The sequence below is a fragment of the Bradyrhizobium sp. ERR14 genome, from assembly GCF_014198235.1.
GTDB lineage: Bacteria > Pseudomonadota > Alphaproteobacteria > Rhizobiales > Xanthobacteraceae > Bradyrhizobium.
In genome coordinates, this window is record NZ_JACIHD010000002.1 from 383,443 (window position 1) to 409,773 (window position 26,331).

The following is a 26,331-nucleotide window of genomic DNA, read 5'->3' on the forward strand; positions in this document are numbered from 1 at the left end:
CTGCGCAGGAGCCGAAACGCCAGACTTCGGCCAGGGAGCGTCACGCTCGGGGATTTGTTGCCCAGCAGAGTCAAGGACGACCCGCGTGCGTTCCCTCGTAATCGAAGACGAACCGCAGATCGGCGCCTATGTCAGCCGCCTGCTCGGGCAATTGCACGGAATCGTCGACCTCGTTGGCTCGATTGCCGATGCCCGCCAGGCGCTCGACAATTTCAAATATGATCTCGCCATCATCGACCGCATGCTGCCCGACGGTGATGCGCTCCAGGTGGTCACGGCCCTGAGCCAATCCCCCGACCGGCCCGCGATCATCATGCTGACGTCCAAGGACGCCAAGGAAGACGTCGTCGAGGGTCTCAACGGCGGCGCCGACGACTATCTCGGAAAACCGTTCGAGCCGCAGGAATTGATTGCGCGCGTACGCGCGGTGCTGCGGCGGCCCCGGCTGCTCGCCCCTTCGGTGCTGTCGCTCGGCAATGTGGAGCTGCATCTCGGAAGCAACCAGGCGGTGGTCGCCGACACCAGGATCCTGTTGCGGCGGCGCGAGGCACTGATCCTGGGAGCGCTGTTGATGCGGCGCGACCGCGTCATCACCCGCGCCGCCCTGATCGAGGAGATCTACGGCTTCGACGACGAGATCGAATCCAACACGCTCGAAGCGCAGGTCTCGCGCCTGAGGAAGAAATTGCTCGAGCTCGGCGGCGACGTCGAGATCCGCAGCATGCGGGGCATCGGCTACATCCTGCGGCTGGCAACGCCGCGATGAGGTCGATCGCCCAGACGTTTGCGTTTTCGCTCGGCATCGCCGCGACGACCATCTTCCTGATCATGGTCGCGATCTTCGTCTCGAGGTACCCGATGGAGGAGCGCGAGTTCAGGGCGTGCCGGGTCGTGGCCGCCGTTCTCGATCGCGCCACTGTTGTCGATGGGCAGAACCTGGTGGTGCGCCCCACTCCCGCGCTCGAGGAGCTGAAGGCGGACAGTCCAAACCTCTGGTTCGTCGTCTCCGTGGGCGATCTTGTCAGCGAGTACGGCAGCGAGCACCGGCCACAGCTACCCTTCGCCTTTCCCTATCGCGGGCCTGTCGGCTTGTCCGTCTTCAGCACACCCGACCAGAACAGCACGTTCTGTCTTGCCGTTGCGCAACGGGGCGCCTTGCGGCTCACGACGATGGTCGGCGAGCCTCAGGTCCGCTTCGGCCGGCTCGCAAGAAGCTTCCTCGCCCGCAGCTTCTTTTCGATCCTCGTGGTAGCGCTGGCCTTTGCGGCCACCGTCGCGATCGGGTCGGCGCTTGCTGCGCGTTTCGTCTCACGCGGCATCGAGCGGGTCGCGCGTCGCGCCCTCGCGATCGATCCATCGGCCCCGCAGGGCCTGATCTCGTTGTCCGAGGTCCCGCGCGAGCTGAAGCCGCTGGTCGAGGCGCTAAACCGCGCCTTCGGCGAGATCGATGCCTATATCAGGATGCAACGCCGCTTCCTCGGCAATGCCGCCCATCAGCTCCGCACGCCGCTGACGCTGCTGCGCGCGAAGGTCGAAGACGTACCCGAGCCGGCCCTGAAGGCCGAACTGGTGCGCGATATCAGGCGCCTGACGTCGCTGGTCTCCGCGATGCTCGATCTGGCACGGCTGCAAAACCATGCGATCGAAAAACGGCCGATCGATCTCGCCCAGATCACGCTGGACGTGCTCGCCGATTTCGGCCCCTCGGCACTGGACGCCGGCATCGAGCTCGCGCTGGAACAGGCAGAGAAAGGTCCGCTCCTGGTGCAGGGTGTGGACGCCGCGATTCGCAGCGCGCTCGCCAATCTCGTCGGCAACGCGCTCATCCACGCCCATGGCGCGCGACGCATCGTCGCCACGCTCGGCCGCGACGGCATCTCGATTGACGACGACGGCGCAGGCCTGCCCGACGGCGTGGAGCACGGGCTGACCGAGCCGTTTCAGACCGGCAACACTGCCGGCGATGGCGCGGGCCTCGGCCTGTCGATCGTCCGCGAGATCATGGCCGCGCACGGTGGCGAGCTGGTCATCTCCTCCACGCCTGGCCGCGGCACGAGCATGAGCCTGCGCTTTCCCGTCGCCGCCGCACCGACCAGATCTCCGCATTTGGATCTGCAAGCGGGCTGACTGCGAGCTGCGCCGGTCAATCCGCGAAACCGTCCGGAAACACTGGCGCGAAAAACTTCTTTCTCGTTTCGTCGTTGCGCATCAAGCAATCAATATGTTCGCCGACGGCCACGGGAATGTTCTCGCACAAGCGAACCTGTTCCGGCATCGAGACGACCAAACCTCCGATTGACATCTTCAACGGAGATTTTCCAATGCGTGTTCTCACAATGATTGCCGTCGCCAGCGCCGTGATTGCGAGCTCGACCGTTGCTTTCGCCAGCGAACTTCCGACTTACGAAGTGAAATCGTTGCCGATCTCGGCGACGCAGGTGCAGGTGCTCGGCGGCGCCGGCGTCGAGGAGCAGTCGGCCGCGCCTACCATGATCGTCGCCGGCATGCCCGCCTCGCCGGCGCAGGTTTCGGTGCTGTCGCCGCGCGTCAAGCAGCTCGCGAGCGCAGGTTCGGGCAGCGAAGCGCGCTGAGCCTTTCGCATCGCTTGCGGCGCCTGCATCCGATGCGGGCGCCGTCAGCGTTTTCAGGTCATGCTGCCCGGCATGAAGCAGCGCACGCGCGGATGGCCGTCGATATAGTGCTTCCACACCATGGTGCGGCCGATCTTGTTCGGCACGGTGATCATGGCACCGTCAGGCACCACGACCCATTCGTCGTCGATGCGGACGCGGAAGCGGCCGCGATCGGACTCCCAATCGACGTCGGCAATGATGTAGCCGTCGGCGTCGGTGCAGCACTGGCCGAACTCGCTGTGCAGGCTTTCGAACCAGGGTTTTAGCGGCGAGTTGGCGTAGCGCCCGTCGTCGCGCGCCAGCGCCGAATTGGTGAGCAGAACCGTCAGCCCCAGCAGCACGGCGGCACACTGTCTTGCAGGTCTCATGTCGTCTCCGCGGTCGAAGTGATCGCCGCGAGGCAAACGCTGCCGTCTGCCCGCAGCACCGCGCACGGCAGGCATGGAGACGGCGACTCGCTCCCCAGCAGCTTTGCGGACAGCTATGCAAATCCGGCGCCAGCGCGCATTCCGGGGAACTACTGGAGCAGGCGGGGCACGCATTCGCCTTTCGGCGAACGTCGCCGCGAAGACCGTCTGCTGGTGCGGGGAATGACCGTGACCGGAAGCTACCGCCGATCAGCCAGCTCGGAGCTCGAGCCTACTGCTTGGGCGCCGGCGCCATCATCGTGCCGCCGCTCTTCTTCGTCGGTGCCGGCGGCTTGGTGGCCGCGGCTTGCGCAGGCAGATACTTCGCGACGATGGCAGGATCGACCTGGGCGATGTTGGTGTCAGGCAGGCGCGTCCAGGCCTCGTCCTTGCCGAGCAGCGCGATGCCGAGATAGCCGCGCAGGGTCAGGGTCTGACCGTCGGGACTGACCTTCATGTTGGCCTTCCAGATCTGGCCGTCGCGCGGATTGAGCACGTTGCCGCCTTCGTACTTCAATCCGTCGCGCTTCATGTTGCGGACGAAGGAGATGCCGAGCACCGGCGCATTCTTGCGATCGTCGGTGCACTTGCTGCAGATCTCGTTCGGATCGTCGCCGGGCCGCGGGAAGGTCTTTGCGATCACGCCTTCGAAGATGCCGTTGTGGTCGATGAAGAGAAACCATCCGACCGTCTTGCCGTCCTCGACCTTCTGCCAGAGGCCCGCCGCCGTGGGCTCGGCGATTTGTGCCGCAGACGGCGTCACCGTCGCGAGCGACAATGCGAGCGCGAGGAAGGGGAGCAGCCGAGAGCTGGTAAAAATCCGCATTAGATCACCTTGTTATTCCACGACCGGAATGGCCGCAGACTACGGCGATTTCGCGAACGGTTCCAGCGCCAGAAACATGGGGCATCCCCTCCCCACCCTGCCGCCGTCAGTTGACACCGAGCTTCTTTTGCAGGCTGGAGGACGAGGTCGTGTACTGGAACACGAGCCGCTTCTCCGGATAGACGTAGCGATGGGCTTTTTGCGACATCAGCGCGCCCTCGTGGAAGCCGCACAGGATCAGCTTGATCTTGCCGGGATACGTATTGATGTCGCCGATCGCGAAGATGCCGGGAACATTGGTCTCGAACGCGGACGTCTCGACCGGCACCAGATTGTTCTCCAGCGCGATGCCCCAGTTTGCGACCGGGCCGAGCTTCATGGTCAGCCCGAAGAACGGCAGCATGGTGTCGCAGGCAATGTCCGTGACGCTGTTGTCGTTGCCCTTGATGGTGGCGCCGGTGAGCAGGCCCTCTGCGCCGGAGAGCGCCGTGACCTGGCCGAGCCGGAGATCCATCTTGCCGCCGGCGACCAGCGCGCGCATCTGCTCGACGCTGTGGGGCGCGGCGCGAAACTCGTCGCGCCGGTGCAACAGCGTGATGCGCTTGGCAATCGGATGCAGATTGAGGGTCCAGTCGAGCGCGGAATCGCCGCCGCCGACGACCAGCACGTTCTTGTCGCGGAACGTCTCCATCTTGCGCACGGCGTAATGGACTGAAGTGCCTTCATAGGCCTCGATGCCCGGCACCGGCGGACGCTTGGGCTGGAACGAGCCGCCGCCGGCCGCGATCACCAGCACCTTGCATTCGAACACCTTGCCGGCGTCGGTGGTGCAGCGGAAGGCGGGATCGCCGATCTTCTCCACCGTCTCGACCATCTCGCCGAGATGGAAGGTCGGATGGAACGGCTTGATCTGCTCCATCAACGCGTCGGTGAGGCCCTGCCCCGAAACCTGCGGAATGCCGGGAATGTCGTAGATCGGCTTTTCCGGATAGAGCTCGGCGCACTGGCCGCCGACCTTGTCGAGGATGTCGACGAAATGCGCCTTCATGTCGAGAAGGCCAAGCTCGAAAGCGGCGAACAGACCGCAGGGGCCGGCGCCAATAATCAGCACATCGGTTTTGATCACATCGCTCATGTCGTCTCTTTATCGGTCGTTATCGGTTGGACGCGCCCGGCGGGCAGAGGTGACCCTGCCTGTCTAGCCAACGGGGATGGATCAGGGAAGGCATAAAAGCGGGAGCGCCCCGCAGCCGCGCCCACTTGCCGGGGCAAAATAACTGGGCTGTAACGAGGAAAGATATGACGGAGATCAATCGGTGAACGCACCAAGCCGCCTCGATACGACGCCGCGCCTGGAGGACTATCCCTACCGCCTCAGCGACAACGTCCGCTTCGGCGATCTCGATCCCAACCAGCACGTCAACAACGCGGTCTACGCCACCTATTTCGAGACCGGCCGCGTCACGCTGATGAAGCTGCCGGAGTACGGACTGACGCCGCCAGGGCTCGCCTGGATCATGGTGCGGCTCGACATCCATTTCCGCGCCGAGCTGCACTGGCCAAACACGATCGAGCTCGGCCTAGGCGTAGTGAAGCTCGGACGGACGTCAGTGACCTTCGAGCAGGTCGTGTTCTCGCAAGGAAAGTGCATCGCCTCGGCGATGTCGGTCGGGGTCATGCTCGACGAGGCGACGCGGCGGCCAGCGCCGCTCAGCGCGGAGATCGTCGAGAAGCTCAGACCCTGGCACAAGCGCGGCATCGAGGTCGCGACGCCGAACATATAGTTCAGTTCAGAAGAGGCAGGCCTGTAAGGATCAGGCTTGTCAGGATCAGGCCTGGCGTTCCGGCGTCGTCACGACGAGACCGTCGAGATCGTCGGAGACCTTGATCTGGCAGGACAGGCGCGAATTCGGGCGCACGTCGAAGCCGAAGTCAAGCATGTCCTCTTCCATCGGCGTCGGGCTGCCGACCTTCTCGCGCCAGGCTTCGTCGACATAGACATGGCAGGTCGCGCAGGCGCAGGCGCCGCCGCATTCGGCCTCGACGCCGGGAATGCTGTTGCGGATCGCGGCTTCCATCACGGTTGCGCCGTTCTCGATTTCCACCGTGCGGGTTTCGCCCTTGTGGTCGACAAAGTGAATCTTGGCCATGTGTGCTCGTGCTGCCGCGGTGCTGGGAATGAAGGAGGGTCCGGGCTGTCCTATAACGGGTCGATCAGCCGGGCGCCATAGGGTTTTCAGCCGAAGTGAATCCCGCTTTGCGGGAAGAAAATGCGTCAAAACAAGAGACTAGAGTCCGGCTCGGCCGCGTGGCCTCAAGGCTTCAGCATCGCCTCGATGGCGGCGCGGGCCTCGGTCACCGCCTCTTTCAGCGCGGCGAAAGCGTGGCGCTGGTCATGGCCGGTCTGGACCGCGATCTCCAGGCTTGCGGCCGCATCCGCCACCGCAAAAGCGCCGATGCCGCGCGCCGAGCCCTTGAGCTTGTGGGCCAGAGCGCCCGCCTCGGCCGGCAGCGTCGCCATCGCCGCGATCAGGCGGACCGCCTGCTCGGCGAACATGGCCAACACTTCCCGTTCCAGCTCGGCGTCGCCGAGCGTCATCCGGGAGAGGTGATCGAGGTCGAGCGGGCTGTCGATGGGTGCAAGCGGGGGCGAGGGCATCCAGTCCATCCGTTGCAGTTCAGGCGTCATGGCGCAGGCCCCGGCATCGCGCGACGGTTCCGCCGGTCCGGCGGTGAATTGACCTCACCCAAGCATGGAAATGGTTAACGAAATGTTCGGGGTCAGCGACGCAGTTCCGCCGGTTTATTGACGAAAAGTTGCCGCAATCGGCCGAGTCCAGTGGAGAATTGCATTTATTGCTAAGGCGTTACGGCCCGATCCTGTTAACGATGATTAAGAATGTCTTAATCGCGGGCATTTCATTCGCGACGCTCTGCCAATAGGATGTTGCGGAAATTGGCGGACAAGCCGTCCGGGTGGGGACGGCTCGGAGATCCGCGCAAGCGGCATGATCCGGTCTGTGGGCTTGCGCACGCAGCGCGCAGGGCTCGCGGGGGGACGCGTACAAGTAACGAGGGCTCGGACTGAACATGGCGAACACTCCGAAAAAGGTCAAAGACCCCACAGAAGTTGCGCTTTCTGCGATCCAGGAAGCCCTGAACATCAGCGACACGGCTGCCGACACCAGCCGCAACGCCGCGATGCGCAACGAAACCGCGCCTTCGGTGGCGCCGCCGCCCCCGATCTTCGACGAGCCGAGCTTCGAGCCGCGCCCCGCCGCCAACGAACGTTCGACCGTGTTCGACCCGGTCGAGGAGCCGCGCTCTTCGCGCCGCGCCGCCAATGACGACCGCGAGACCATTGGCCAGCTGCTCCAGGCCCTGCAGAAGGGCCGCCCTGCCCGCAACGTCTACACCTTCGCCACCATCTTCGCCGGCGTCTGGCTCGCGGCCTGCGCCGCGCTGACCTTCGGCTTCCTGCCCTCGATCCAGGCCGCCATGGGCCAGAGCGGCGGCGTGCTCGTGATCGCCGGCCTGGTTGCGATGTTCTTCGCGCCGATCATGCTGTTCTACTTCCTTGCGAGCCTGGTCTGGCGCGGCCAGGAAATGCGCATGATCGCGCAGGCGATGGCGCAGGTTGCGATCCGCTTCTCCGAGCCCGAGGGCTCGGCCTCCGATTCCATGGTCACCGTCGGCCAGGCCATCCGCCGCGAGGTCGCGGCGATGGGCGACGGCATCGAGCGCGCCATCGCGCGCGCCGGCGAGCTCGAGACGCTGGTTGCCAACGAGGTCGCCGCGCTCGAACGCGCCTATTCCGACAACGAAGTCCGCATCCGCGCCCTGCTGCAGGACATCGCGCATCAGCGCGACAATCTGGTCGGCCAGGCCGAGCAGGTCCGCAGCGCCATCTCCGGCGTGCAGATCGATTTGCGCCACGACATCGCGCTGATCTCTGATGCCATCGCCTCGCGCGTCGACGAGGTCGCCAAGTCCATCACCGGCGCGCTGGAAGAGCGCGGCGCCCACATCACCAGCGCGCTGAGCAATGCCGGCGACAACATGATCCTGGCGCTCGGCGAGCGCGGCGGCGACCTGCTCGACCGCCTCGAGGAAGCCAGCAACGAGACCACGCGCGCCGTGCTCGATGCCAGCGAGCGGCTGACCACCAGCCTCAACTTCAAGACCGGCCACGTCCACGACGAGTTCGTCGACCTCGCCGACCGCGTCCACGAGATGCTCAACGAGCGCATCGACCGCATCACCGGCGAGTTCGAGCAACGCTCCGCCGCGATCGTCGACGGCATCTCCGAGCGCACCGAGCAGGTGCACGACAGCCTGAAGAATTCCTCGGATTCGCTGCTGCTCGAGCTCGAGCTGCGCTCCAACGACCTCTCCGCCAAGATCGACGACGCCGGCAACCGCCTCGCCGGCCAGATCCTGACGAGCGGCGACAAGGCGAGCGAGGCGCTCGACGCCACCGTCAACACCCTCGTCGCCAAGGTCGTCAGCCAGACCGAGACCGCGCACGACTCGCTGTCGCTGCAGATGAGCGCGTTCGACGAGCTGGTCAGGAACCAGGGCACCGAGCTGGTCGAGAAATTCGCCCGCGACAGCGGGACGCTGGGCGCGCTGATCACGCGCCACATCTCCGAGTTCGACCGCACCGTGAAGACCTTCGGCGGCGAGATCGTCGAGCGCATGGGCCAGCGCACGCAGGACATCCACGAGTCGCTGAAGACCTATGTCGAGAATTTCGACACCCGCTTCACCGCCAATGGCGGCGAGATCACGGCCGTGCTCGACCAGCGCCTGGTGCAGTTCGAGACCACGGTCGGCGAACGCGTCAACCACCTCGACGCCTCGCTGAACAGCAAGATCGCCAGCCTCGACGGCACGATCGATGGTCACCTCAAGACCTTCGACGAGCAGCTCGTCGGCCGCGTCGCCGCGCTCGAACAGTCGTTCGACACCCGCGCGCAATCCATGACCGAGACCATCGACGGGCGCATCAACACGCTGGCGACCTCGCTGACCGACGGCGCCGCGCAGGCGATCCAGTCGATCGACTCCCGGCTCACCCACCTCACGACGTCGCTGACCGGCGGTGCTTCGCAGGCCATCGAAACCATCGATGCGCGCCTCAACCATCTCACGAGCTCGCTGACCGGCGGCGCCTCGCAGGCCATCGAGACCATCGATGCGCGCCTCAACAACCTCACCGCCACGCTGACCGATGGCGCCTCGCAGACCATCCAGTCGATCGATACCCGCCTGACGCACCTCACGACGACGCTGACCGGCAATGCGACGCAGGCGCTCGAGTCGATCGACTCCCGCCTCACCTACCTGACCACCGCGGTCACGAACGGCGCCTCGCAGGCCGTGCAGTCGATCGACACGCGCCTGACCCTCTTGACCTCCACCCTCACGGACGGCACCGCGCAGGCGATCGAGGCGGTCGACCGCCGCATCACCGGCGTCACCGAGATCATCGACGGCCGCAGCACGCACCTGACCGACACGGTCACGGCGCGCTTCCAGGAAATCCACCAGGTCATCGAGACCCGGGTCGGCTCGGTCGCCAGCGACATCGACGTGCGCGTGGCACAGTTCGAGGACCTGCTCGGCTCGCGTGTCGAGGCCGTCGCAGGCCGCATCGAAAGCAGCGGCCGCCAGGCCAGCGAGGACATGATGTCCCGCGCCGAGATGATCTCGACCGCGATCCGCTCGCATGTCGAGGACGCCGAGCGCTCGCTCACCAACCTCGTCGTCAACACCAGCGAGACGATCCAGACCGGTGCGCGCACCGCCCAGCAATCGCTGATGACGGTCTCCTCCGACGTCAACGCCCAGCTCAAGATGACCTCTGCCGAGGTCGAGCGCGCGCTGACCGCGGTCGGCACCGGTTCGGCGAACTCGATCCTCAGCAGCGCCCGCGAGGCGCAGTCGACGCTGGTCGCAGCCTCGGGCGAAGCCTCCAACCAGATCAAGGGGCTCGCGGCCGACGTCGAGCGTACGCTGTCGGCGGCAGGCTCCGCCACCGCAGCCTCGATCCTGGCCGGCGCCCGCGAGGTGCAGACCACCCTCGTCACGGCGTCCTCGGACGCAGCCAACCACGTCAAGACGCTCACCGCCGACGTGCAGCGTTCGCTGTCGCTGGCAGGCTCCACCACGGCGGAATCGATCACCGCCGGCGCCCGCGATGCGCAGAGCGCGCTGATCGCGGCCTCGGCCGAGACCGCCAACCAGATCAAGGCGCTGTCCTCGGACGTGCAGCGCTCCCTGACGATGGCCGGCACCTCGACCGCCGAGACCATCATGAGCGGCGCCCGCGAAGCCCAGAGCACGCTGGTTACGGCCTCCTCGGATGCGGCGAGCCAGGTCAAGTCGCTCGCGGCCGAAGTGCATCGTTCGCTCTCGCAGGTCGGCCAGTCGACCGCCGAGACGATCACCACCAGCGCCCGCGACGCCCAGAGCACCCTGCTCTCCGTCTCGGCCGAGCAGACCAGCCAGGTCCGTTCGCTCGCGGCCGAGATGCAGCGCGCGCTGGCGACCGCCGGCGGCGCCACCATCGAGGCGCTCACCAGCGGCGTGCGCGAGGCCCAGGGCTCGCTGATCTCCGCTTCGACCGACGCAGCCAGCCAGATCAAGTCGCTGACCACGGACATCGAGCGCACGCTGACCGCGGTCGGCGCCGACACCGCCTCGACCATCCTCAACAGCGCGCGTGAGGCCCAGACCTCGCTGACGTCGACCTCGGCGGACGCCGCGAGCCAGATCCGCACGATCTCGACCGAGATCGAGCGGACGCTGAGCGCGGCCACCGCGAACGCGACCAACGACATCCAGACCAGCGCGCTCAACGCCCAGAACGCGCTGATATCGGCCTCCAACGAGGCGAGCTCGCGGGTCAAGTCGAGCTCGTCCGACGTCGAGCGTTCGGTGCTCGCCGCCAGCTCGAGCTTCGGCCAGGCCATGACCGGCAAGACCGACGAGATCGTCACCTACGTGCAGCAGCAGGCCGACCGCCTGTCGAACATGATCGACGCCAAGCGCGGCGCCCTGGTCGACGCGATCGGCTCCAAGACCAGCCAGCTCACGCTCGACATCGACCGCGTCACCTCGGACGCCCTGAAGTCGATCGAGACGCGCGGCCAGGCCTTCTCGCAGACCATGATGGGCAACGGCTCGGAAGTCGCCCGCACCATCAACGCGGCGAGCGAGATCGCCACCGGCGCGGTTGGCAAGTCGCTGAAGGACCTCGAGCAGGCCTCGCGCGCGGCGATCGACCAGTCGCGCCAGGTCTCGATCGCGGCCGTCACCGAGATGCAGGAGACCAGCAAGATCCTGCGTACCGACACGGTGGCGCTGTTCGAGCGCCTGCGCGAAGGCAACATCCTGCTTCAGGAGGTGCTGACCGGTGCGCACGACAACCTCAACTCGCTCGAGCGGGCGCTGGTGACGCGCGTCGCCGACTTCGTCTCGGCGATGAACGACGTCACCTCGCGCAACGGCGCGGCGACGCAGAACCTGGAAGAGCAGCTCAACGTCTTCAACAGCAAGACCACGAAGGCGCTCCAGGATCTCGGCGAGCTGTCGACCCAGTTCGACGCGCACGGCAAGGCTTTGGTCGACGCCGCGCAGGTCGTCGAGCAGAGCAACAAGAACACCACCGCCTCGCTCGCCGAGCGCAAGCAGGCGCTGGAATCGCTCGTCACCACGATCGACCTGCGCACCGCCGATCTCGACCAGCGCCTGTCGCGCTTCACCGGCCTGCTCGATGAATCGCTGGCAGCCGCCGAAGAGCGTGCCCGCGACATCGCCCGCGTCGTCGCCGAGACCGCCGGCGCAGGCTCGGCCGCGATCACCCGCCAGTTCGAGGCGGTGCGTGCGGCCTCCGAAGAAGAGCACCGCCAGACCATCGAGGCCATGCACGACATCTACCGCCAGACCACGGACGAGGCGGATACGATGTTCAAGCAGTCGACCGAGAAGTTCACCAACCTCGTCTCCAGCATGAAGCAGATGGCCTTCGAGATGCACAACGAGCTCGAAGCCACCCGCAACGAGCTGCGCCGCGGCGTGCTCGAGATGCCGCAGGAGGCCGCCGAGAGCACAGCGCAGATGCGCAAGGTGATCGTCGACCAGATCGAGGCCCTCGCCGAGCTCAACCGCATCGTGGCCCAGCATGGCCGCGGCCTCGACGTCACCACGACGGGCCGCGCCTCCGTCGCCGTCCAGCGCCAGGAGGAGCCGATCATGGCGGCTGCGGGCGGACGTAGCGCCGAGACCCGCATGCGCGACACCGGCAGCGCTTCCACGCTGCCGCCGCCGGACCTCGGCATGCCGGCCGCGCGCCGCACCGACGCACCGCCGGTCGCGCCCGCCGGTAACGACCAGGGCCGTGACGGCTGGCTGTCGGACCTCCTCAACCGCACGGACGCCAATCAGGGCGCCCCGACCGGCCGTGAGGCTCCGCGTGGCCGCGCCGCACCCGCGCCGCAGCCGCAGGTGCCGCAGGCAAGCAGCAATCCGCTGGAATCGCTGTCGCTCGACATCGGCCGGCTGATGGACCGCAACCTCGCTGCCGAGATGTGGGACCGCTACCAGCGCGGCGAGAACAAGGCCTTCACCAAGCGCCTCTACACGCCCGCCGGCCAGAAGGCCTTCGACGAGGTCGCCCGCAAGTACCGCGCCGACCGCAACTTCAAGGGCACGGTCGACCGTTATGTCGCCGAGTTCGAGCGCCTGCTCGACGAGGTCGCCCGCGACGGCCGCGGCCCGCAGGAGCTGCGCAGCCACCTGACCTCGGAGACGGGCCTGGTGTACACGCTGCTGGCACATGCGGCGGGACGGCTGGGGTAAGCGGCTCGCAGCGACACGAACAGCGAATGAAAACGGAGGCCTCACGGCCTCCGTTTTTGTTTGGATGTTCTGAAGCTCAATTGCTGCCGGGCTGGCCGAACGACAGCCGTTCAGCGAGGACGGCCGCCTGCGTGCGCGAGCCGACGCCCAGCTTGCGCAAGATCGTCGAGACGTGGCCCTTCACCGTCTGCTCGGCGATATCGAGCTCGCCCGCGATCTGCTTGTTGAGCTTGCCTTCCACGATCATCGCGAGAATTCGCAGCTGCTGCGCCGAGAGCGTGGCCATGCGCGCGGCGAGCTCGATGTCGGCGCTCTGGATCGAGCCGCGGCCACCGACATTTGGCGGCATCCAGATCTCGCCGGCGAGGATCCTTGTGATCGCATCAGCCATCTCGGGCAGGCTGAGCGATTTCGGGATGTAACCGGATGCGCCATAGGCGATGGCGCGACGGATGGTGGCGGCGTCCTGCCGGGCCGAGATGATCGCGACCGGCACCGTCGGGAATTGCGCCGACAGGATGAACAGCGCGGCAAAGCCCTGAATGCCCGGCATCGTCAGATCCCAGAGGATCAGGTCGATCTCGTCCGACTGGACCGCCAGCACGCTGAGCGCCTCGTCCAGCGACTGGCAGGCGACGATGTCGAGATCGGGCAGCACGGTCGACAACGCGCTACGGAGCGCGGCCTGCACCAGCGGGTGGTCGTCGCCGATCAGGATGCGCATCGTCAGGGAGTCTCCGGTTTCGTGCCGAACTGCCGGCTCAGGGCTTCGCCGCCGAGAAAGCGCCGCAGGGCCGCCGGCTTGACCGGCTTCGACAGGATCTCGCAGCCGCGCGCCCTCGCCGCCTGGCGCACCGCCTCGCTGCGATCGCCGGTGACGACCAGCGCGCGGACCTCGCGTCCCGCCTTCTGCCTGAGATTGTCGAGAAAGTCCAAGCCGTTGCAGCCGCCGTCGAGATGGTAATCGAGCAGCACGACGTCTGGCAGGACGGTCGCGGCCGCGTCCATCGCCGCGGTGGCGTCGGCTGCGACCAGCACGTGATGCCCCCAGCCGCCGAGCAGCGCAGAGAGCCCATCGAGGATGGTCGCGTCATTGTCCAGGCACAGGATGGTCAGCGCGCGCTCCGCCGGTGCCGGCACGGCCACCGCAGGGGTGCGCCGAAGCGGCCGGCCTGGTCCGCGCGCGAGCGGCACCGTGACGGCAAAGCACGAACCTTGTCCGGGGCGCGAACGCAGGTCGACGGCATGGTCCAGCAGCCGGGACACGCGCTCGACGATGGCGAGCCCGAGGCCCAATCCCTTCTCCGCCCCCGGCGCGAGGCGCTGGAACTCCTCGAAGATGCGCTTCTGGTCTGCCGCCGCGATTCCGACGCCGGTGTCCCAGACCTCGATGCGCAGCGCCTCTCCGCGCCGCCGGCAGCCGAGCAGGATGCGTCCCTTGGGCGTGTAGCGAAGCGCATTCGACAGCAGGTTCTGCAGGATCCGGCGCAGCAGATGCGGATCGCTGCGCACCGCAAGGCCGCAATCGACGACGCGGAAGGCGATCCCGCGCTCGCGCGCCATCGCCGAGAATTCGACGTTCAACTGCACGAAGAGATCGGCGATCGGAAAGTCGGATATCTCGGCGCGCACGGCGCCGGCATCATAGGAGGAGATGTCGAGCAGCCGGTCGAGCACGTGCTCGGTCGATCGTAGCGCCGTAACCGCGCTGCTCGCGAGGGTGCGCTCCTTGTCGGCGTCGCCAGCGCGCGACGGAGCGCTCAGGCTCTCGTCGAGCGCGGACAGAAACAGACGGGCCGCATTCAGCGGCTGCAGCAAATCGTGGCTGGCCGCGGCCAAAAAGCGCGTCTTGCCGAGATTGGCCTGCTCGGCTTCGGCCTTCGCCTGCTCGAGCGCCTCGGTGCGCTCGCGGACGCGCAGCTCGAGCCCTTCATTGGCGCGTCGCAAGGCCTCGGCGGCACGGTGACGCTCGGTGACGTCGGTATAGGTCGAGACGTAGCCACCCTCGGCGACGCGGTCGTAGACGATCTCCAGCACCGTGCCGTCCGGCCGCTTGCGCTCGTAGAGATAAGGCCAGCGCTGCGTGGCGACGTCACGGTTGACCAGGAGCGCGGCGAATTCGGATGCGGCATATTCGCCGCGCTCGACATTGAAGGCGATGAGATCCGCCAGCGGAAGCCCCACGCGCACGAAGTCCGGCGGCAGATCGAGCAGCGCGATGAACCGACCGTTCCAGGCTGTGATGTTGAAATCGGCGTCGAAGGCGCAAATGCCCTGCGGTACGCTTTCGAGCGTAGACTGCAACAGGCTGCGGTTGAAGCGCAGCGCTTCCGAGGCCTCGTCGAGCATCGCCATCGCCTCCCGCCGCGACAGCGAGTGGCCTTCCAGCGACGCCGCGATCACGACGCGCGCCGATGCCGCGCCGATCGCGCCGGCCAGCAAATTCTCGGTAAACCGAATCGAGTCGAGATCGACCAGTCCCGACGGATCGAGACGCGGCCCCGTCCCTGCGATGCGGGCCGCCAGATAAGCGTCGAAGGCCGCCGCGCCGCGCTCGGCGCCGACGAAACGCAGCGCCAGCGCGCGGAGATCATCGAGCCGCACCACCACGCGCGACGACAGCTTGGGGATAGATTCGCGGACGACGCCGTCGGCGAACGCGGCCGCCTGATTACGCTCGACTGTCGATTGCCGGCCCAGCGCCGAGACCATCAGGAAGCAGACGAGATTGGCGCCAAGGCTCCACAGCGTGGCGTGCGAGATCGGATCGATCCCTTCGAGGCCCAGCAGCGCATTCGGCTTGAGCCAGGCGAGTTGCCAGGGACCTTGACGAACGATTTCCTCGATCCCCGGCCAGAGCGGCGCGGCCGAGGGCAGCAGCAGCGTGTAGGCCCAGACGAAGAAGCCGACCGCGATCCCGAGCGAGGCGCCGGCCTTGTTGGCCCGCGGCCAGAACAGCCCGCCGACGAACGCCGGACCGAATTGTGCGACCGCGACGAACGACAACAGGCCGATCACGGTGAGCGGATAGGACTGGTTGACGAGGCGGTGCATCAGATAGGCGAGCAGCAGGATGCTGAGGATCGAGAGCCGGCGCACCGTCACCAGCACCGACGTCATCGGCCGGCTCTGTGCGTGCAGGCCGAAGACGCGCGAGCGCAGCAGCAGCGGCATGATGACGTCGTTGCAGAGCATGGTGCTGAGCGCAACGGATGTCATGATAACCATGCCGGTGGCGGCCGACAGCCCGCCCAGAAACGCGATCAGGCTGATGGTGCCCGCATCGGCTGCGATCGGCAGCGAGATGACGTAGGTGTCGGGGTCCATCATCCCGCCGAAGCGGGTGAGCCCGGCCGCAGCGATCGGGAGGATCAAGAGGCTGAACAGCGCAAGATAAGCCGGATAGAGCCAAGCCGCGGTGCGCGTATGGCTTGGGCTCTCATTCTCGACGACGGCGACATGGAAGGCCTGCGGCAGGCAGAGGAAAGCAATTGCCGAGATGATGATCGTTGCAGGCCACACCGGCTGCGCCGGGTCGAAGCTCAGGATGCCGCCCAATTGCGGATCCGATTGAAACTGCGACAGCAGAGCGGCCGGCCCGCCGGAGGGTCCGAACAGCACGAACAGCGCGACGATCAGGAATGCGAGCAGCTTGACGACGCTCTCGAAGGCGATCGCGAGCATCAGGCCGCGATGATGCTCGCTGGCATGGACGTGCCGGACACCGAACACGATCGCGAACAGCGCCATCGATGCAGCGACGCCAAACGCCGAGTCTTGCCAGAACCGCAGCGCCTCGCCGCCGGCCCGCTCGGGCTGGAGGATCAGATAATCAAAACTCTTGCCGACGGCCTTGAGCTGTAGCGCGATATAGGGAAGCACGCCGAGCAGCGATGCGAGCGTCACGAAGGCCGCAAGCACCTGGCTCTTGCCGTAGCGCGCGGCGATGAAGTCCGCGATGGAGGTGACGTTCTGTGCCTTGGCGATCGCAATCACCTTGGACAGGAGCCGCTGGCCGAACAGCAGCACCAGGGTCGGGCCGATATAGATCGTGGCGAAGTCCAGCCCGCTGGTGGCGGCCCGTCCGACCGAGCCGTAGAAGCTCCACGAGGTGTTGTAGACCGCAAGCGTCAGGCAATAGCTGATCGCGGCCGCCCAGGAGCTTGGCGACACCAGCGGCCCGCCGGCACTTCGCCGGTCGCCCCACCAGGCCACCAGGAACAGCGTGGTCACATAGCCGGCAGCGACCGCAAGAACGAACCACGCCTGCAAGACATCCTCACCCGAAACAGTCTGATGCGCTCGCGACGAGCGGCCGGGCGCGGGCGGATACTAGAGCGTTTTCAATCGCATGGAAGGCCGTTTCAGTCCGCAGACAAGCGGCGGCCGAAGGGATTCTCCGGCCGCCGCCCGCAATCGCTCAGGCCGCCTCGCGGGACAGCCGTTGCTGCGGCATGCGCTTGAGCGCCAGGTTGACCACGACGGCCACCACGATGTTGAGCGCGAGCGCCAACAGACCGGTGTAGATCGCGACCTTCCCGGCGCCGAAGTCGATGCTGTGCAGCGGCTTCAATCCGTCCGACCAGGCGAGCCACGATCCGCCGGCTAGGCCGACGGCCCAGCCAGCCAGCAGCGCCGGGCTCGAGAACCAGTTCAGATAGAGACCGAACACCAGCGCCGGCAGCGTCTGCAGGATCCAGAGGCCCCCGAGCAGTTGCAGGTCGAGCGCGAACTGCGTCGGCATCAGGAGGATGGCGAGCAGCGCGCCGACCTTCACCAGCATGGAGGTGATCTTGGCGACCTTCGCCTCACCTGCCGGCGTCACCTTCGGATCGACCCACACCTTCCAGAAGTTGCGGGTGAACAGATTGGCGGCGCCGATGCTCATGACGGCGGCCGGCACCAGCGCTCCGATCGCAATCGCGGCGAAGGCAAAGCCTGCGAACCAGCTCGGGAACAGCGTCTTGAACAGCTCGGGCACGACGTCGTTGTTGCTGGCGAGCTTGAGGCCCGCCGCATGGCCCATGTAACCGAGCAGCGCAAGCAGGCCGAGCAGCAGCGTGTAGGCCGGCAGCATCATCGCATTCTTGCGGATGGTGTTGCCGCCCGAGGACGCGAAGATGCCGGTCAGCGTGTGCGGATACATGAATGCGGCGAGCGCCGAGCCCAGCGCCAGCGAGGCATAGGGCACGATCTGCGCCGGGGACAGCAGGATGCCGCCTGCGCCTTTCGCTGCGAATGCCGCATCCGCCGCGGTGAAGATCGCTCCGTAGCCGCCAAGCTTCGAGGGCACGATCGCAATCGCGGCGATCACCACGATGTAGATCATGATGTCCTTGACGAAGGCGATCAGCGCCGGCGCGCGCAGGCCCGACGAATATGTGTAGAGCGCCAGCACCAGGAAGGCGAGAACGAGTGGCACCTCGCCGTGCAGGCCGAGCGCCTTGATCGCCACCTCCATGCCGATCAGCTGGAGCGCGATGTAAGGCATCGTCGCCAGCACGCCGGTGGCCGCGACCGCAAGCTCGAGCCCGCGCGATCCGTAGGCGCCGCGCACCACGTCGCCCGCGGTGACGTAGCCCCGCTCCTTGGCGACCTTCCACAGGACCGGCATCACCGCGAACACGAACGGATAGACGATGATGGTGTAGGGCAGCGCGAAGAAGCCGTAGGCGCCGACCGCGTAGACCAGCGCAGGAACGGCGATCACGGTGTAGGCGGTGTAGAAGTCGCCGCCGACCAGGAACCAGGTGATCCAGGTCCCGAACTTGCGGCCGCCAAGGCCCCACTCGTCGAGATGGGCGAGCGTCTCCGGCTTGCGCCAGCGCGAGGCGACGAAGCCCATGCCGGTGACGAGAATGAACAGTGCGAGGAATACGGCGAACGCCGCGCTATCGACATTAGTCAGCACGGCGCACGCTCCTGTAGACGATGTAGGTGAGCAGCGAGGTCAGCGGCACCCAGGCGAGCTGATACCAGTAGAAGAACGGGAAGCCGAACAGATGCGGCTCCCCGATATTGTAGAACGGCACGATCATCAGGCCGATGAACGGCAACAACAGCAGCAGACGTACCACGCGCTCTCTCCTCCCCTGTGAGTGAAGTCGACGCGCCTTGTCGTGGGCACGCCTTGAGCGCGATATAGCGGACAATACCGGCCTACCCCTCCCCCTACCTTGGCTCGGCTGGCCCCCCATACTTTCGTATCGCGCGGGGTGAAGAACGCGGCGATGGTCTCCGCAAGCCGTCATTGCGAGGAACGAAGCGCACGCTGCAGCGCGTCCGGGACACGAGACCTACGATGACGAAGTGCGCGAACTTGCGCTCGCCTAGCGCCTGCCGCTCGCGGTGGGGGCCGGCCTCGGCGGCTCGGGCGGCGGAGCGGGCTGCGATGAGTTGCTGGCGCCGAACAGCACGCGGGTCGGGTTGCGGTCGAAATTGTTCACGGCGCGGCTGATGTCACCGAGGGTACGACGGCCGTCGCTCATCAACGCGCCGGAGCGCTTGTCGAAATCGTCGGCGAGCTCGCGGATCGACTTCACCGCCTGGAACAGCTCGCCGCCGTCCTTGCCGCCGGCGAGCGTGTTGAGTCCGAGCATGAGGTTGTCGGCCTTGAGCATGACGCCGTCGACCTTGGCCATCACGCCGTCGATCTTCTCGGAATTGCGCGCGAGCGAGTTGGTGAAGGTCTCCAAATTCTTCAGCGAGTTCTTCACCGATTCCTGATTGTCGGCGACGATCTTGTTGATGTTCTGCAGCGTGCCGCGGATCGCCTCGGTGACGTCCTGGAGCTTGTTGGGGTCGGCCGTCAGCGTCGGGATGCCGTCCTGGTCGAGCGGCGGCGGGGCCGCGGCCTCGTCCCCGCCCTTGAGCGAGATGGCGGCGACGCCGGTGAGGCCCTGGAATTCGAGGCCGACCAGGGTGTCCTTGCGGATCGGGGCGTTGTTCTCGATCATGGCGAGTGCGACAACCCGCCGCGGGTTGTCGAGCTTCACCGAGACCACCTCGCCCACCCTGATACCGTTGAAATTGACACTGCCGCCGTTGCGCAGGCCCGCCGCCGGGCCCTCGAACACGACGCGCAGCGGACTGCGCTGCTTGGTGGTGTGCAGCGACTGGAACCAGAGCACGAAGCCGATCGCCGCGGCGATCACCGCCAGCGTGAACGACCCGATCAAGACGTAGTTTGCCCGCGTTTCCATCAGGTGCTCCGGCTACTCATCACAGCTATTCAACCCAGCCACTCAACCCATGACCGCGCGGGCGCGCTTGCCATGGAAATATTGCCTCAGCCAGGGATGCTGCGAGGCCTGCATGTCGGCGATCGACCCTGCCGCTATGATCTTACCGTTCCCTAAAACGGCGATGCGGTCACACGCTGTGTAAAGGCTGTCGAGGTCGTGGGTTACCATGAAAACGGTCAGCCCCAAAGTGCGCTGGAGCGTCCTGACCAGCTCGTCGAAATCGCCGGCGCCGATCGGATCGAGGCCCGAGGTCGGCTCGTCGAGGAAGACGAGATCCGGATCGAGCGACAGCGCGCGCGCCAGCGCCACGCGCTTGATCATGCCGCCGGAGAGCTCGGACGGGAAGCGCTCGGCAACCTCGGGCTTGAGGCCGACCATGGTCAGCTTGGCCATGGTGATCTCGTCCATCAGCCGCTGCGAGACCCGAAGATATTCGCGCATCGGAAACTGGATGTTCTGCCGCACGGTCAGCGAGGAGAACAGCGCGCCCTGCTGAAACAAGACGCCCCAGCGCCGCTCCACGTTGCGGCGCTGCGAGGTGCTCGAGGAGTCCAGATCGACGCCGAACACCTCGATGGAGCCCGCAACCTTCGGCACGAGACCGATGATGGTGCGCGTCAGCACGGACTTGCCGGCACCGGAAGGACCGACGAAGCCCAAGATCTCGCCGCGCTTGACGTCGAGGTTGAGGCCGTCGAGCACGCGTGTGCTACCGAACTGCACGGTGATGTCGCGCACGCGGATGATGGGATTTTGGATCTCGCCAGCCATCGTCACATCCCGATCGAGGCGAAGAAGATGGCGAACACGCCGTCCATGACGATGACGAAGAAGATGCCCTTCACCACCGAGGCCGTGGTGTGCTGGCCCAGCGATTCCGCGCTGCCCTGCACGGCAAGGCCCTCGACGCAGGCGACGATGCCGATCACGGCGGCCATGACCGGCGCCTTGACGATGCCGACGATGAAATGGTCGATCGAGATGGCGTCGCGCAAGCGCAGCAGGAAGGCTTCGGGCTCGACCCCGCCATAGAGCCAGGCAACGAGACCGCCGCCATAGAGCGCGGCCATCGCGCCGAGGAAAGCCAGGATCGGCAGCGCCAGCACCAGCGCCATCATGCGCGGCAGCACCAGCACCTCGATCGGATCGAAGCCCATGGTGCGCAGCGCGTCGATCTCCTCGCGCATCTTCATCGAGCCGAGCTCGGCGGTGTAGGCGCTGCCCGAGCGGCCCGCGACCATGATCGCGACCAGCAGCACGCCGATCTCGCGCAGCACCAGCACGCCCAGCATGTCGACCACGAAGATGTCGGCGCCGAACCTTCGGAAATGGAAGATGCCTTGTTGGGCGATGATGCAGCCGATCAGGAAGGTAATCAGCACGATGATCGGCACCGCGCGCCAGCAGACCTGCTCCATGTGATGCACGGTCGAGGTCAGGCGGAACGAGCGCGGATGGATCAGGACGCGAAACCATGCCGCGAGCACGGCGCCGAGCATGTCGACGAGGCCTGCGACGGTGCCGCCGATGCCGGCCACGGTCCGGCCGATCTGCTCCAGCATGCCGGTGATGGTCACCGTGCCGCCGTCGACCACGGCCGTCGCCCTGACCCGCCGTACCTCGTCCACGAGGCTGGAATAATTGGCGGAGAGACCCGCGATCTGCGCCTCGACGGATCCTTTCGTCAGGCTGCGGCGCAGCCGCTCGATCAGCCAGGCGCCGAACGTGTCGAGCTTGGCGACCTCGGAGACGTCGATGAAGATGCTTTGCTGGCCGCCGGCGAGCTTCTCGGCGTCGGCCACCATGCGCTCCAGGACCGGCGCGAAGCTCGCGGTCCATGTTCCGGTGGCGCAGAGTGCCAGCGCGTTGCCCTTGGCAATCCGCTCCAGCTTCGGATCGCTGCTCAAGATGTCCGCTCCCGTGCCGGGGCGGAGAAAATCAGATAGTTGCGCACGCGCCCTTACCCAGAGAAGGTATCCCCAAGTGGTTAATGTTAGTTGCTAGAGGTAACTAGCAGGTTCAGATTTCGCCAGAGTTCAAAATGACTTCCATGAAATTTGCTTCCCTGGCGGCGCGAATCGAGCGCTTCCCGATCGCGGGCAGCTTTACCATCAGCCGGGGGGCCAAGACCGAGGCCGTGACGGTCGTGGTGGAGGTCGGCCGGGACGGGCTGACCGGCCGCGGCGAGTGCGTGCCCTATCCCCGCTATGGCGAGACGCCCGAGGCGACGCTGGCGGCGATCCAGGCCATGCAGCAGGCCTTGGCGGACGGGCTGACGCGGCAAGCCCTCCAGGCCGCCATGGCGCCCGGTGCGGCCCGCAATGCCCTGGACTGCGCCCTGATCGACCTGGAGGCCAAGGCGGCGGGCCAGCGGGCCTGGAACCTACTCGACCGCCCGGTGCCGGGCGAGCGCACTACGGCGTACACGATCTCGTTGGGGACCCCCGTGGCCATGGCGGCCGCCACCGCCAAGGCGGCGCACCGGCCGCTGCTCAAGATCAAGCTCGGCGGCGACGGCGATCCGGAGCGGATCGCGGCGGTACGCAAGGCCGCTCCCGAATCCGAGCTGATCGTCGATGCCAACGAGGCCTGGACCGAGGCCAATCTGGCGCACAATCTCGCCGCCTGCGATGCCGCCGGCGTCACCCTGGTGGAGCAGCCACTGCCCGCGGGCAAAGACGAGGCGCTGGCGCGGATCAAGCGCCCGCTCGCGGTCTGCGCCGACGAGAGCGTGCATGACCGCTCCTCGCTTGCCCCGTTGCGCGACCGCTACGACGCCGTGAACATCAAGCTTGACAAGACCGGCGGCCTCACCGAGGCCCTTGCGATGGCGGACGCCGCGCAGGCGCTCGGCTTCGAAATCATGATCGGCTGCATGGTCGCAACCTCGCTGTCGATGGCCCCCGCGATGCTGGTGACGCCGCAGGCGCGCTTCGTCGATCTCGATGGCCCCTTGCTGCTGGCGCGCGACCGCGATCACGGCCTGCGTTACGACGACAGCCTGGTCTATCCGCCGGACGCCTCGCTCTGGGGTTGAGGCTTGAGCCGGTGCCGCGCCGACCAGATCAGAAGCGCGCCGGCCGCCGCCATCGCGGCCATCACGTAATACAGACCATCGCCGATACGGGCGTAGATCGCACCTGAAGCGATCGAGGTCGCAGCGCCCAGAAGCCCGTTGCACGCGGCGTAATAGCCCTGCCCCCGCGCGATCTGATGCGAAGGCACGCGCTGCACCAGGAGATTCATCGTGCCGACGATGGTCATGCCGAAGCTGAGACCGTGGCCGAGCTGGACGATCGCTAGCAGCGCGAGCGGCGGCTCGCTCGCGGTGACGATCCAGCGCAGCACGGCGCTGAGCCCTCCGATCGCGATCATGGTGGACGGATGCAGCGAGAAGCGCGGCGACAGCGCGAACACCACGATCTCCGCGATCACGCCCAGCGTCCACAGGCCTGCGATAGTCAGCCCACTGATCCCATGGAGCTGCCAGTTGATGGCCGAGAAGGTGTAGTAGGCGACGTGGCTGCCCTGAATCAGCGCCGCCGAGACGATGACGGTCCAGAAGCCGGCATCGCGCAGCAGCGGCTTGCCGGCATGCCTCTCCGTCGTCTTGCGCCTGACATCGTCGAGCGGCTGAAGCAGCAGGCCGGCTGCGACCGCAACGACGGCCCATGCGACGATGACCCAGATCAGATCGCGCGCGGCGATGTGGTCGACGAGATAGCCGCAGGCGAGCGAGCCGGCGGCGAAGGCCGCCGAACCCCACAGCCGCAAGGGTCCGTAGTCGAGCCCGTAACGGGCGACGCCGCGTAGCGCATAAGCATCGGTCAGCGGCATCGTCGGCGTCCACATCATGCAGGTCAGCGCGTAGATCAGGAACAGCGCCAGCGGCTGCTGCTGCAAGCCGACCGCGGTGAAGCCAATCGCGGTCGCCAGCACCGACACCATCATGCCGGCGCGAATGGCATGTCGCTTTTCGGCGAAGGCGGTCACTTGCGGCAGCGTGGTGAAGCGCGTGATCGCCGGCAGCGCGTTGATGAGGCCGATCCAGGCCGCGTCGACGCCGATCGCCTTCAGCCATACCGGGAAGAACGGCAGATGCGTGCCCGAGACCGCGAAGATGGCCGAATAGAACAGGGCGAGGCTGACGGCGAATCGCCGTTTCGCGGATGCTGGCGTGGGGATTTGTGATTCGGGTGCCATCAAACCAATTGCGATTCGGACGATATCGTGGTGATCGTTACTGTAACGCGCGGTGATTTGCGCGACGAGATCGCAATGGCCAACGAAGCATTCGCCCTTTCGCCCATGTCTGCCCGCGCGGCCGAGCCGAACGAGCAGGATTACGACGCGATCCGCGAAGCCTTCATGGAGACGGCGCGCGGCCGCTGGTTCCTCGGCGAATACGCCAAGCGCAACCGCAATGCCGACACGCGCATGGTGCTCGACGCGGTCGCGAAAATCGAAGAAACCCTTGCGGCGCAGCGACAACCCGTCGTCGAAGATCGCCTGCCCGAAGCGCTGGTCGAGATCCGCCGCGCGATTCGCGAGGCCGAGACGATCGCCATCGCCGCCGTCGACCCCGCCGCGATCGAGACGAGCCTCGCCGCGATCCCGCGCGGCGTGCGCATCATCAAGGAGATCTCCTGGCGCTGGCGCGAGATCGGCGCCGACGGACGAATCTGCGACCTCATTGATTCGCAACTCGCCTCTATCGAGGCCGCCTGCGGACAGATTTCGACCATCGACCCCCGCGTCGAGCTCAAAGCCGCATTCGATCTCTTGAGGGATCGGGTGGAGCAGACCGACGGCGGCGCATCGCCGCAGGCGGCGCCGTCCACGTCGGCTCCGATGCAGCAGGCGCCATCATCCGCCGCCGACGCTCCGCCCGCCGCGGCCGCGCCCGCGGCGATGGCGAGCGAAGCATCCGTGGCTTTCACGGAGTCACAGCGGGACGTCGCCGCGGCTGCCGAGCCCGAAGCGACCGTCGCCGTCGAAGCGTTCGCCGAGGCGCAACAGGCAATGGACGCGGCCGTCGCGCCGGAGATTGCGGCCGAGAGCCAGATCGCCGTCGAGAGCACAGCGCTCGACCAAGTCGCGCCAGAAGACGTCGCGCCCGAAGCCGTCCCGTTGGAAGAGCCGGCCACGGACACCGCCGCCTTCGCGGAAGCCGCTGACGCGTTCGCGCTCGACGCGGCCGCGCAAGCCGAGGACGACGCCGTGCTCGAGGCCATCGCGCTGGAGATGGCCGCGCCCGATCCGGAGTTCGACGAGATCATCGCGCCGGTCGAGATGGAAGCGGCCGTTCCGGAGCCGATGGTGGCGGAGGCTGCAGCGCCCATTGCTGCGGAGCTTCCGGAACCGATCGCGCCTCAGCCTGTCGTCGCTCCCATGGTGGAAGAGCCCGCCGCCGACGCGCCGATCGCAATGGACTCGCTCGCGCGCCTCACCGAAGCCATCGCGGAGGCCGCCGCCGAAGTGATGGAGCAGCAGGCCCCGGCGATGGCAGCCACCGCATCGCTCGCCGCAGCACCGGCCGCAACGCTTCCGATGCCCACGCCGCTCCCCGAGCCCTCGCTCGGCGCCACCATCCTCGCCAGCGGCATCCTGCAAAAACCCCGCGCGCCCGCCAACGACCCGCTCGCGCCGATCCGCCGCATGACCCAGGCCGAGAAGATCGCGTTCTTCTCGTAAAGGGGGAGCGCTCTCTCCGCGTCGTTGCGAGCAACGAAGCGACAGCGAGACTGCCAACTCCGTCATCCTGAGGCGCGAGACGCACGATGCTCAGCATCGTGCGGGGAGCCTCGAAGGATGCACGGCCGAGATGCAGCCGGGCCGTCGCCCTTCGAGGCTCGCCGAAGAGGCGAGCGCCTCAGGGTGACGGTGATGGACGGGTGCTCGCGGCTCAATCTCGTGGCCGGGCTGCCAAGTGCTGTTGCCCCGTCTGGCCGTAGGTGTATGTACGAGCTTGAACCTAGTCCTCTCAACAGATGTCCGTGGCCGAAGACACCCTCACCCTCTGGCGCCCCGTCGGCCCGAAAGAACTGGAACTGATCCAGCAATCCGGCATGCGCGCGTTTCCGCCGCGCCTGCCGGACCAGCCGATCTTCTATCCGGTGCTGACGGAAGACTACGCCATCAAGATCGCGCGCGACTGGAATGTCCCGGCGAGCGGCTCCGGCTTCGTGACGCGCTTTGCGGTCAAGCGCGACTTCATCGCGAAGTATGACGTGCAGGAAGCTGGCGGACGGTCGCATCTGGAATACTGGATTCCGGCCGAAAACCTCGATGCCTTCAATGCAGCGATCGTCGGACCGATCGAGATCGTCCGCAGCTTTCCCTAGCCGTCGCGCGCC

General features: G+C 66.6%; 22 protein-coding genes. 8 read left to right on the forward strand and 14 right to left on the reverse strand.

Features of this window, described 5'->3' with window-relative positions:
- Window positions 1–85 precede the first annotated feature (85 nt).
- Together GGD62_RS41505 and GGD62_RS08060 are read left to right on the forward strand one after the other, a co-directional pair.
- Entirely contained in the window at window positions 86–766 is a 681-nt protein-coding gene (locus GGD62_RS41505) for a response regulator transcription factor (protein WP_183707905.1), read from the forward strand.
- Window positions 763–2,127 (forward strand): cell wall metabolism sensor histidine kinase WalK, encoded by a 1,365-nt coding sequence (locus GGD62_RS08060; protein ID WP_183707907.1) that lies wholly within the window; start codon window positions 763–765, stop codon window positions 2,125–2,127. Before GGD62_RS41505 ends, GGD62_RS08060 begins: the two co-directional genes overlap by 4 nt.
- A gap of 16 nt (window positions 2,128–2,143) precedes the next feature.
- On the opposite strand, the gene GGD62_RS08065 is transcribed toward GGD62_RS08060, so the two are convergent.
- Complete coding sequence (locus tag GGD62_RS08065) at window positions 2,144–2,308, reverse strand: hypothetical protein (RefSeq protein WP_177237353.1); 165 nt, start codon at window positions 2,306–2,308, stop codon at window positions 2,144–2,146.
- 13 nt (window positions 2,309–2,321) lie between these two features.
- On the opposite strand from GGD62_RS08065, the gene GGD62_RS08070 reads away from it, so the two are divergent.
- Entirely contained in the window at window positions 2,322–2,591 is a 270-nt protein-coding gene (locus GGD62_RS08070; protein ID WP_183707909.1) for a hypothetical protein, read from the forward strand.
- A gap of 53 nt (window positions 2,592–2,644) precedes the next feature.
- On the opposite strand, the gene GGD62_RS08075 is transcribed toward GGD62_RS08070, so the two are convergent.
- The 3 genes from GGD62_RS08075 to GGD62_RS08085 form a co-directional block, all read right to left on the reverse strand.
- On the reverse strand, window positions 2,645–3,001 hold the full coding sequence (locus GGD62_RS08075; RefSeq protein ID WP_183707911.1) for a hypothetical protein: 357 nt from the start codon (window positions 2,999–3,001) through the stop codon (window positions 2,645–2,647).
- Window positions 3,002–3,272: 271 nt separating this feature from the next.
- The gene (locus GGD62_RS08080; protein WP_179737758.1) at window positions 3,273–3,866 is read right to left on the reverse strand and encodes a DUF2147 domain-containing protein; all 594 of its coding nucleotides are present in this window, start codon (window positions 3,864–3,866) and stop codon (window positions 3,273–3,275) included.
- 106 nt (window positions 3,867–3,972) lie between these two features.
- Window positions 3,973–5,001 carry an NAD(P)/FAD-dependent oxidoreductase gene (locus tag GGD62_RS08085; RefSeq protein ID WP_179737757.1) on the reverse strand — a complete coding sequence of 343 codons (1,029 nt, stop codon included), beginning with the start codon at window positions 4,999–5,001 and terminating at the stop codon, window positions 3,973–3,975.
- Between the two features lie 181 nt (window positions 5,002–5,182).
- On the opposite strand from GGD62_RS08085, the gene GGD62_RS08090 reads away from it, so the two are divergent.
- On the forward strand, window positions 5,183–5,650 hold the full coding sequence (locus GGD62_RS08090; RefSeq protein ID WP_018317346.1) for a thioesterase family protein: 468 nt from the start codon (window positions 5,183–5,185) through the stop codon (window positions 5,648–5,650).
- A 45-nt stretch (window positions 5,651–5,695) separates the two neighbouring features.
- On the opposite strand, the gene GGD62_RS08095 is transcribed toward GGD62_RS08090, so the two are convergent.
- Both GGD62_RS08095 and GGD62_RS08100 read right to left on the reverse strand, forming a co-directional pair.
- Window positions 5,696–6,016 (reverse strand): 2Fe-2S iron-sulfur cluster-binding protein, encoded by a 321-nt coding sequence (locus GGD62_RS08095; RefSeq protein WP_018317347.1) that lies wholly within the window; start codon window positions 6,014–6,016, stop codon window positions 5,696–5,698.
- Window positions 6,017–6,180: 164 nt separating this feature from the next.
- A complete protein-coding gene (locus tag GGD62_RS08100) occupies window positions 6,181–6,555 on the reverse strand; it encodes an Hpt domain-containing protein (RefSeq protein ID WP_183707913.1) in 375 nt (124 codons plus the stop codon).
- 401 nt (window positions 6,556–6,956) lie between these two features.
- Between GGD62_RS08100 and GGD62_RS08105 the strand changes: the two genes are divergently transcribed.
- A complete protein-coding gene (locus GGD62_RS08105) occupies window positions 6,957–12,731 on the forward strand; it encodes a negative regulator of septation ring formation (protein WP_183707915.1) in 5,775 nt (1,924 codons plus the stop codon).
- Between the two features lie 76 nt (window positions 12,732–12,807).
- On the opposite strand, the gene GGD62_RS08110 is transcribed toward GGD62_RS08105, so the two are convergent.
- The 7 genes from GGD62_RS08110 to GGD62_RS08140 all read right to left on the reverse strand — a co-directional run bounded on the left by GGD62_RS08110 (window position 12,808) and on the right by GGD62_RS08140 (window position 21,882).
- Window positions 12,808–13,461, reverse strand: a complete 654-nt coding sequence (locus GGD62_RS08110) for a response regulator transcription factor (RefSeq protein ID WP_183708233.1) — start codon at window positions 13,459–13,461, stop codon at window positions 12,808–12,810.
- On the reverse strand, window positions 13,458–17,003 hold the full coding sequence (locus tag GGD62_RS08115) for a NahK/ErcS family hybrid sensor histidine kinase/response regulator (RefSeq protein WP_183707917.1): 3,546 nt from the start codon (window positions 17,001–17,003) through the stop codon (window positions 13,458–13,460). The genes GGD62_RS08110 and GGD62_RS08115 overlap by 4 nt, the downstream gene beginning before the upstream one ends.
- A gap of 148 nt (window positions 17,004–17,151) precedes the next feature.
- Entirely contained in the window at window positions 17,152–18,642 is a 1,491-nt protein-coding gene (gene mctP, locus GGD62_RS08120) for a monocarboxylate uptake permease MctP (protein WP_018317352.1), read from the reverse strand.
- Window positions 18,632–18,808: a DUF3311 domain-containing protein gene (locus GGD62_RS08125; RefSeq protein ID WP_183235461.1), complete on the reverse strand. Its 177-nt coding sequence runs from the start codon at window positions 18,806–18,808 to the stop codon at window positions 18,632–18,634. The genes mctP and GGD62_RS08125 overlap by 11 nt, the downstream gene beginning before the upstream one ends.
- A 252-nt stretch (window positions 18,809–19,060) precedes the next feature.
- A complete protein-coding gene (locus GGD62_RS08130) occupies window positions 19,061–19,933 on the reverse strand; it encodes an MlaD family protein (RefSeq protein ID WP_018317354.1) in 873 nt (290 codons plus the stop codon).
- A gap of 42 nt (window positions 19,934–19,975) precedes the next feature.
- Entirely contained in the window at window positions 19,976–20,746 is a 771-nt protein-coding gene (locus GGD62_RS08135) for an ABC transporter ATP-binding protein (RefSeq protein WP_018317355.1), read from the reverse strand.
- Between the two features lie 2 nt (window positions 20,747–20,748).
- Window positions 20,749–21,882, reverse strand: a complete 1,134-nt coding sequence (locus tag GGD62_RS08140; RefSeq protein WP_183707919.1) for an ABC transporter permease — start codon at window positions 21,880–21,882, stop codon at window positions 20,749–20,751.
- 134 nt (window positions 21,883–22,016) lie between these two features.
- Between GGD62_RS08140 and dgcA the strand changes: the two genes are divergently transcribed.
- Window positions 22,017–23,012, forward strand: coding sequence for an N-acetyl-D-Glu racemase DgcA (dgcA, locus tag GGD62_RS08145; protein ID WP_183707921.1), 996 nt, complete (start codon window positions 22,017–22,019; stop codon window positions 23,010–23,012).
- Here the strand turns inward: dgcA and GGD62_RS08150 are convergent.
- Window positions 22,982–24,178: a major facilitator superfamily domain-containing protein 6 gene (locus GGD62_RS08150; RefSeq protein ID WP_183707923.1), complete on the reverse strand. Its 1,197-nt coding sequence runs from the start codon at window positions 24,176–24,178 to the stop codon at window positions 22,982–22,984. The genes dgcA and GGD62_RS08150 overlap by 31 nt on opposite strands.
- Window positions 24,179–24,253: 75 nt before the next feature.
- Here GGD62_RS08150 and GGD62_RS08155 point away from each other — a divergent pair, with 75 nt between their 5' ends.
- Window positions 24,254–25,669: a hypothetical protein gene (locus GGD62_RS08155; protein ID WP_183708235.1), complete on the forward strand. Its 1,416-nt coding sequence runs from the start codon at window positions 24,254–24,256 to the stop codon at window positions 25,667–25,669.
- 296 nt (window positions 25,670–25,965) lie between these two features.
- Window positions 25,966–26,319, forward strand: coding sequence for an ADP-ribosylation/crystallin J1 (locus tag GGD62_RS08160; RefSeq protein WP_183707925.1), 354 nt, complete (start codon window positions 25,966–25,968; stop codon window positions 26,317–26,319).
- The last annotated feature ends 12 nt before the right edge of the window (window positions 26,320–26,331 follow it).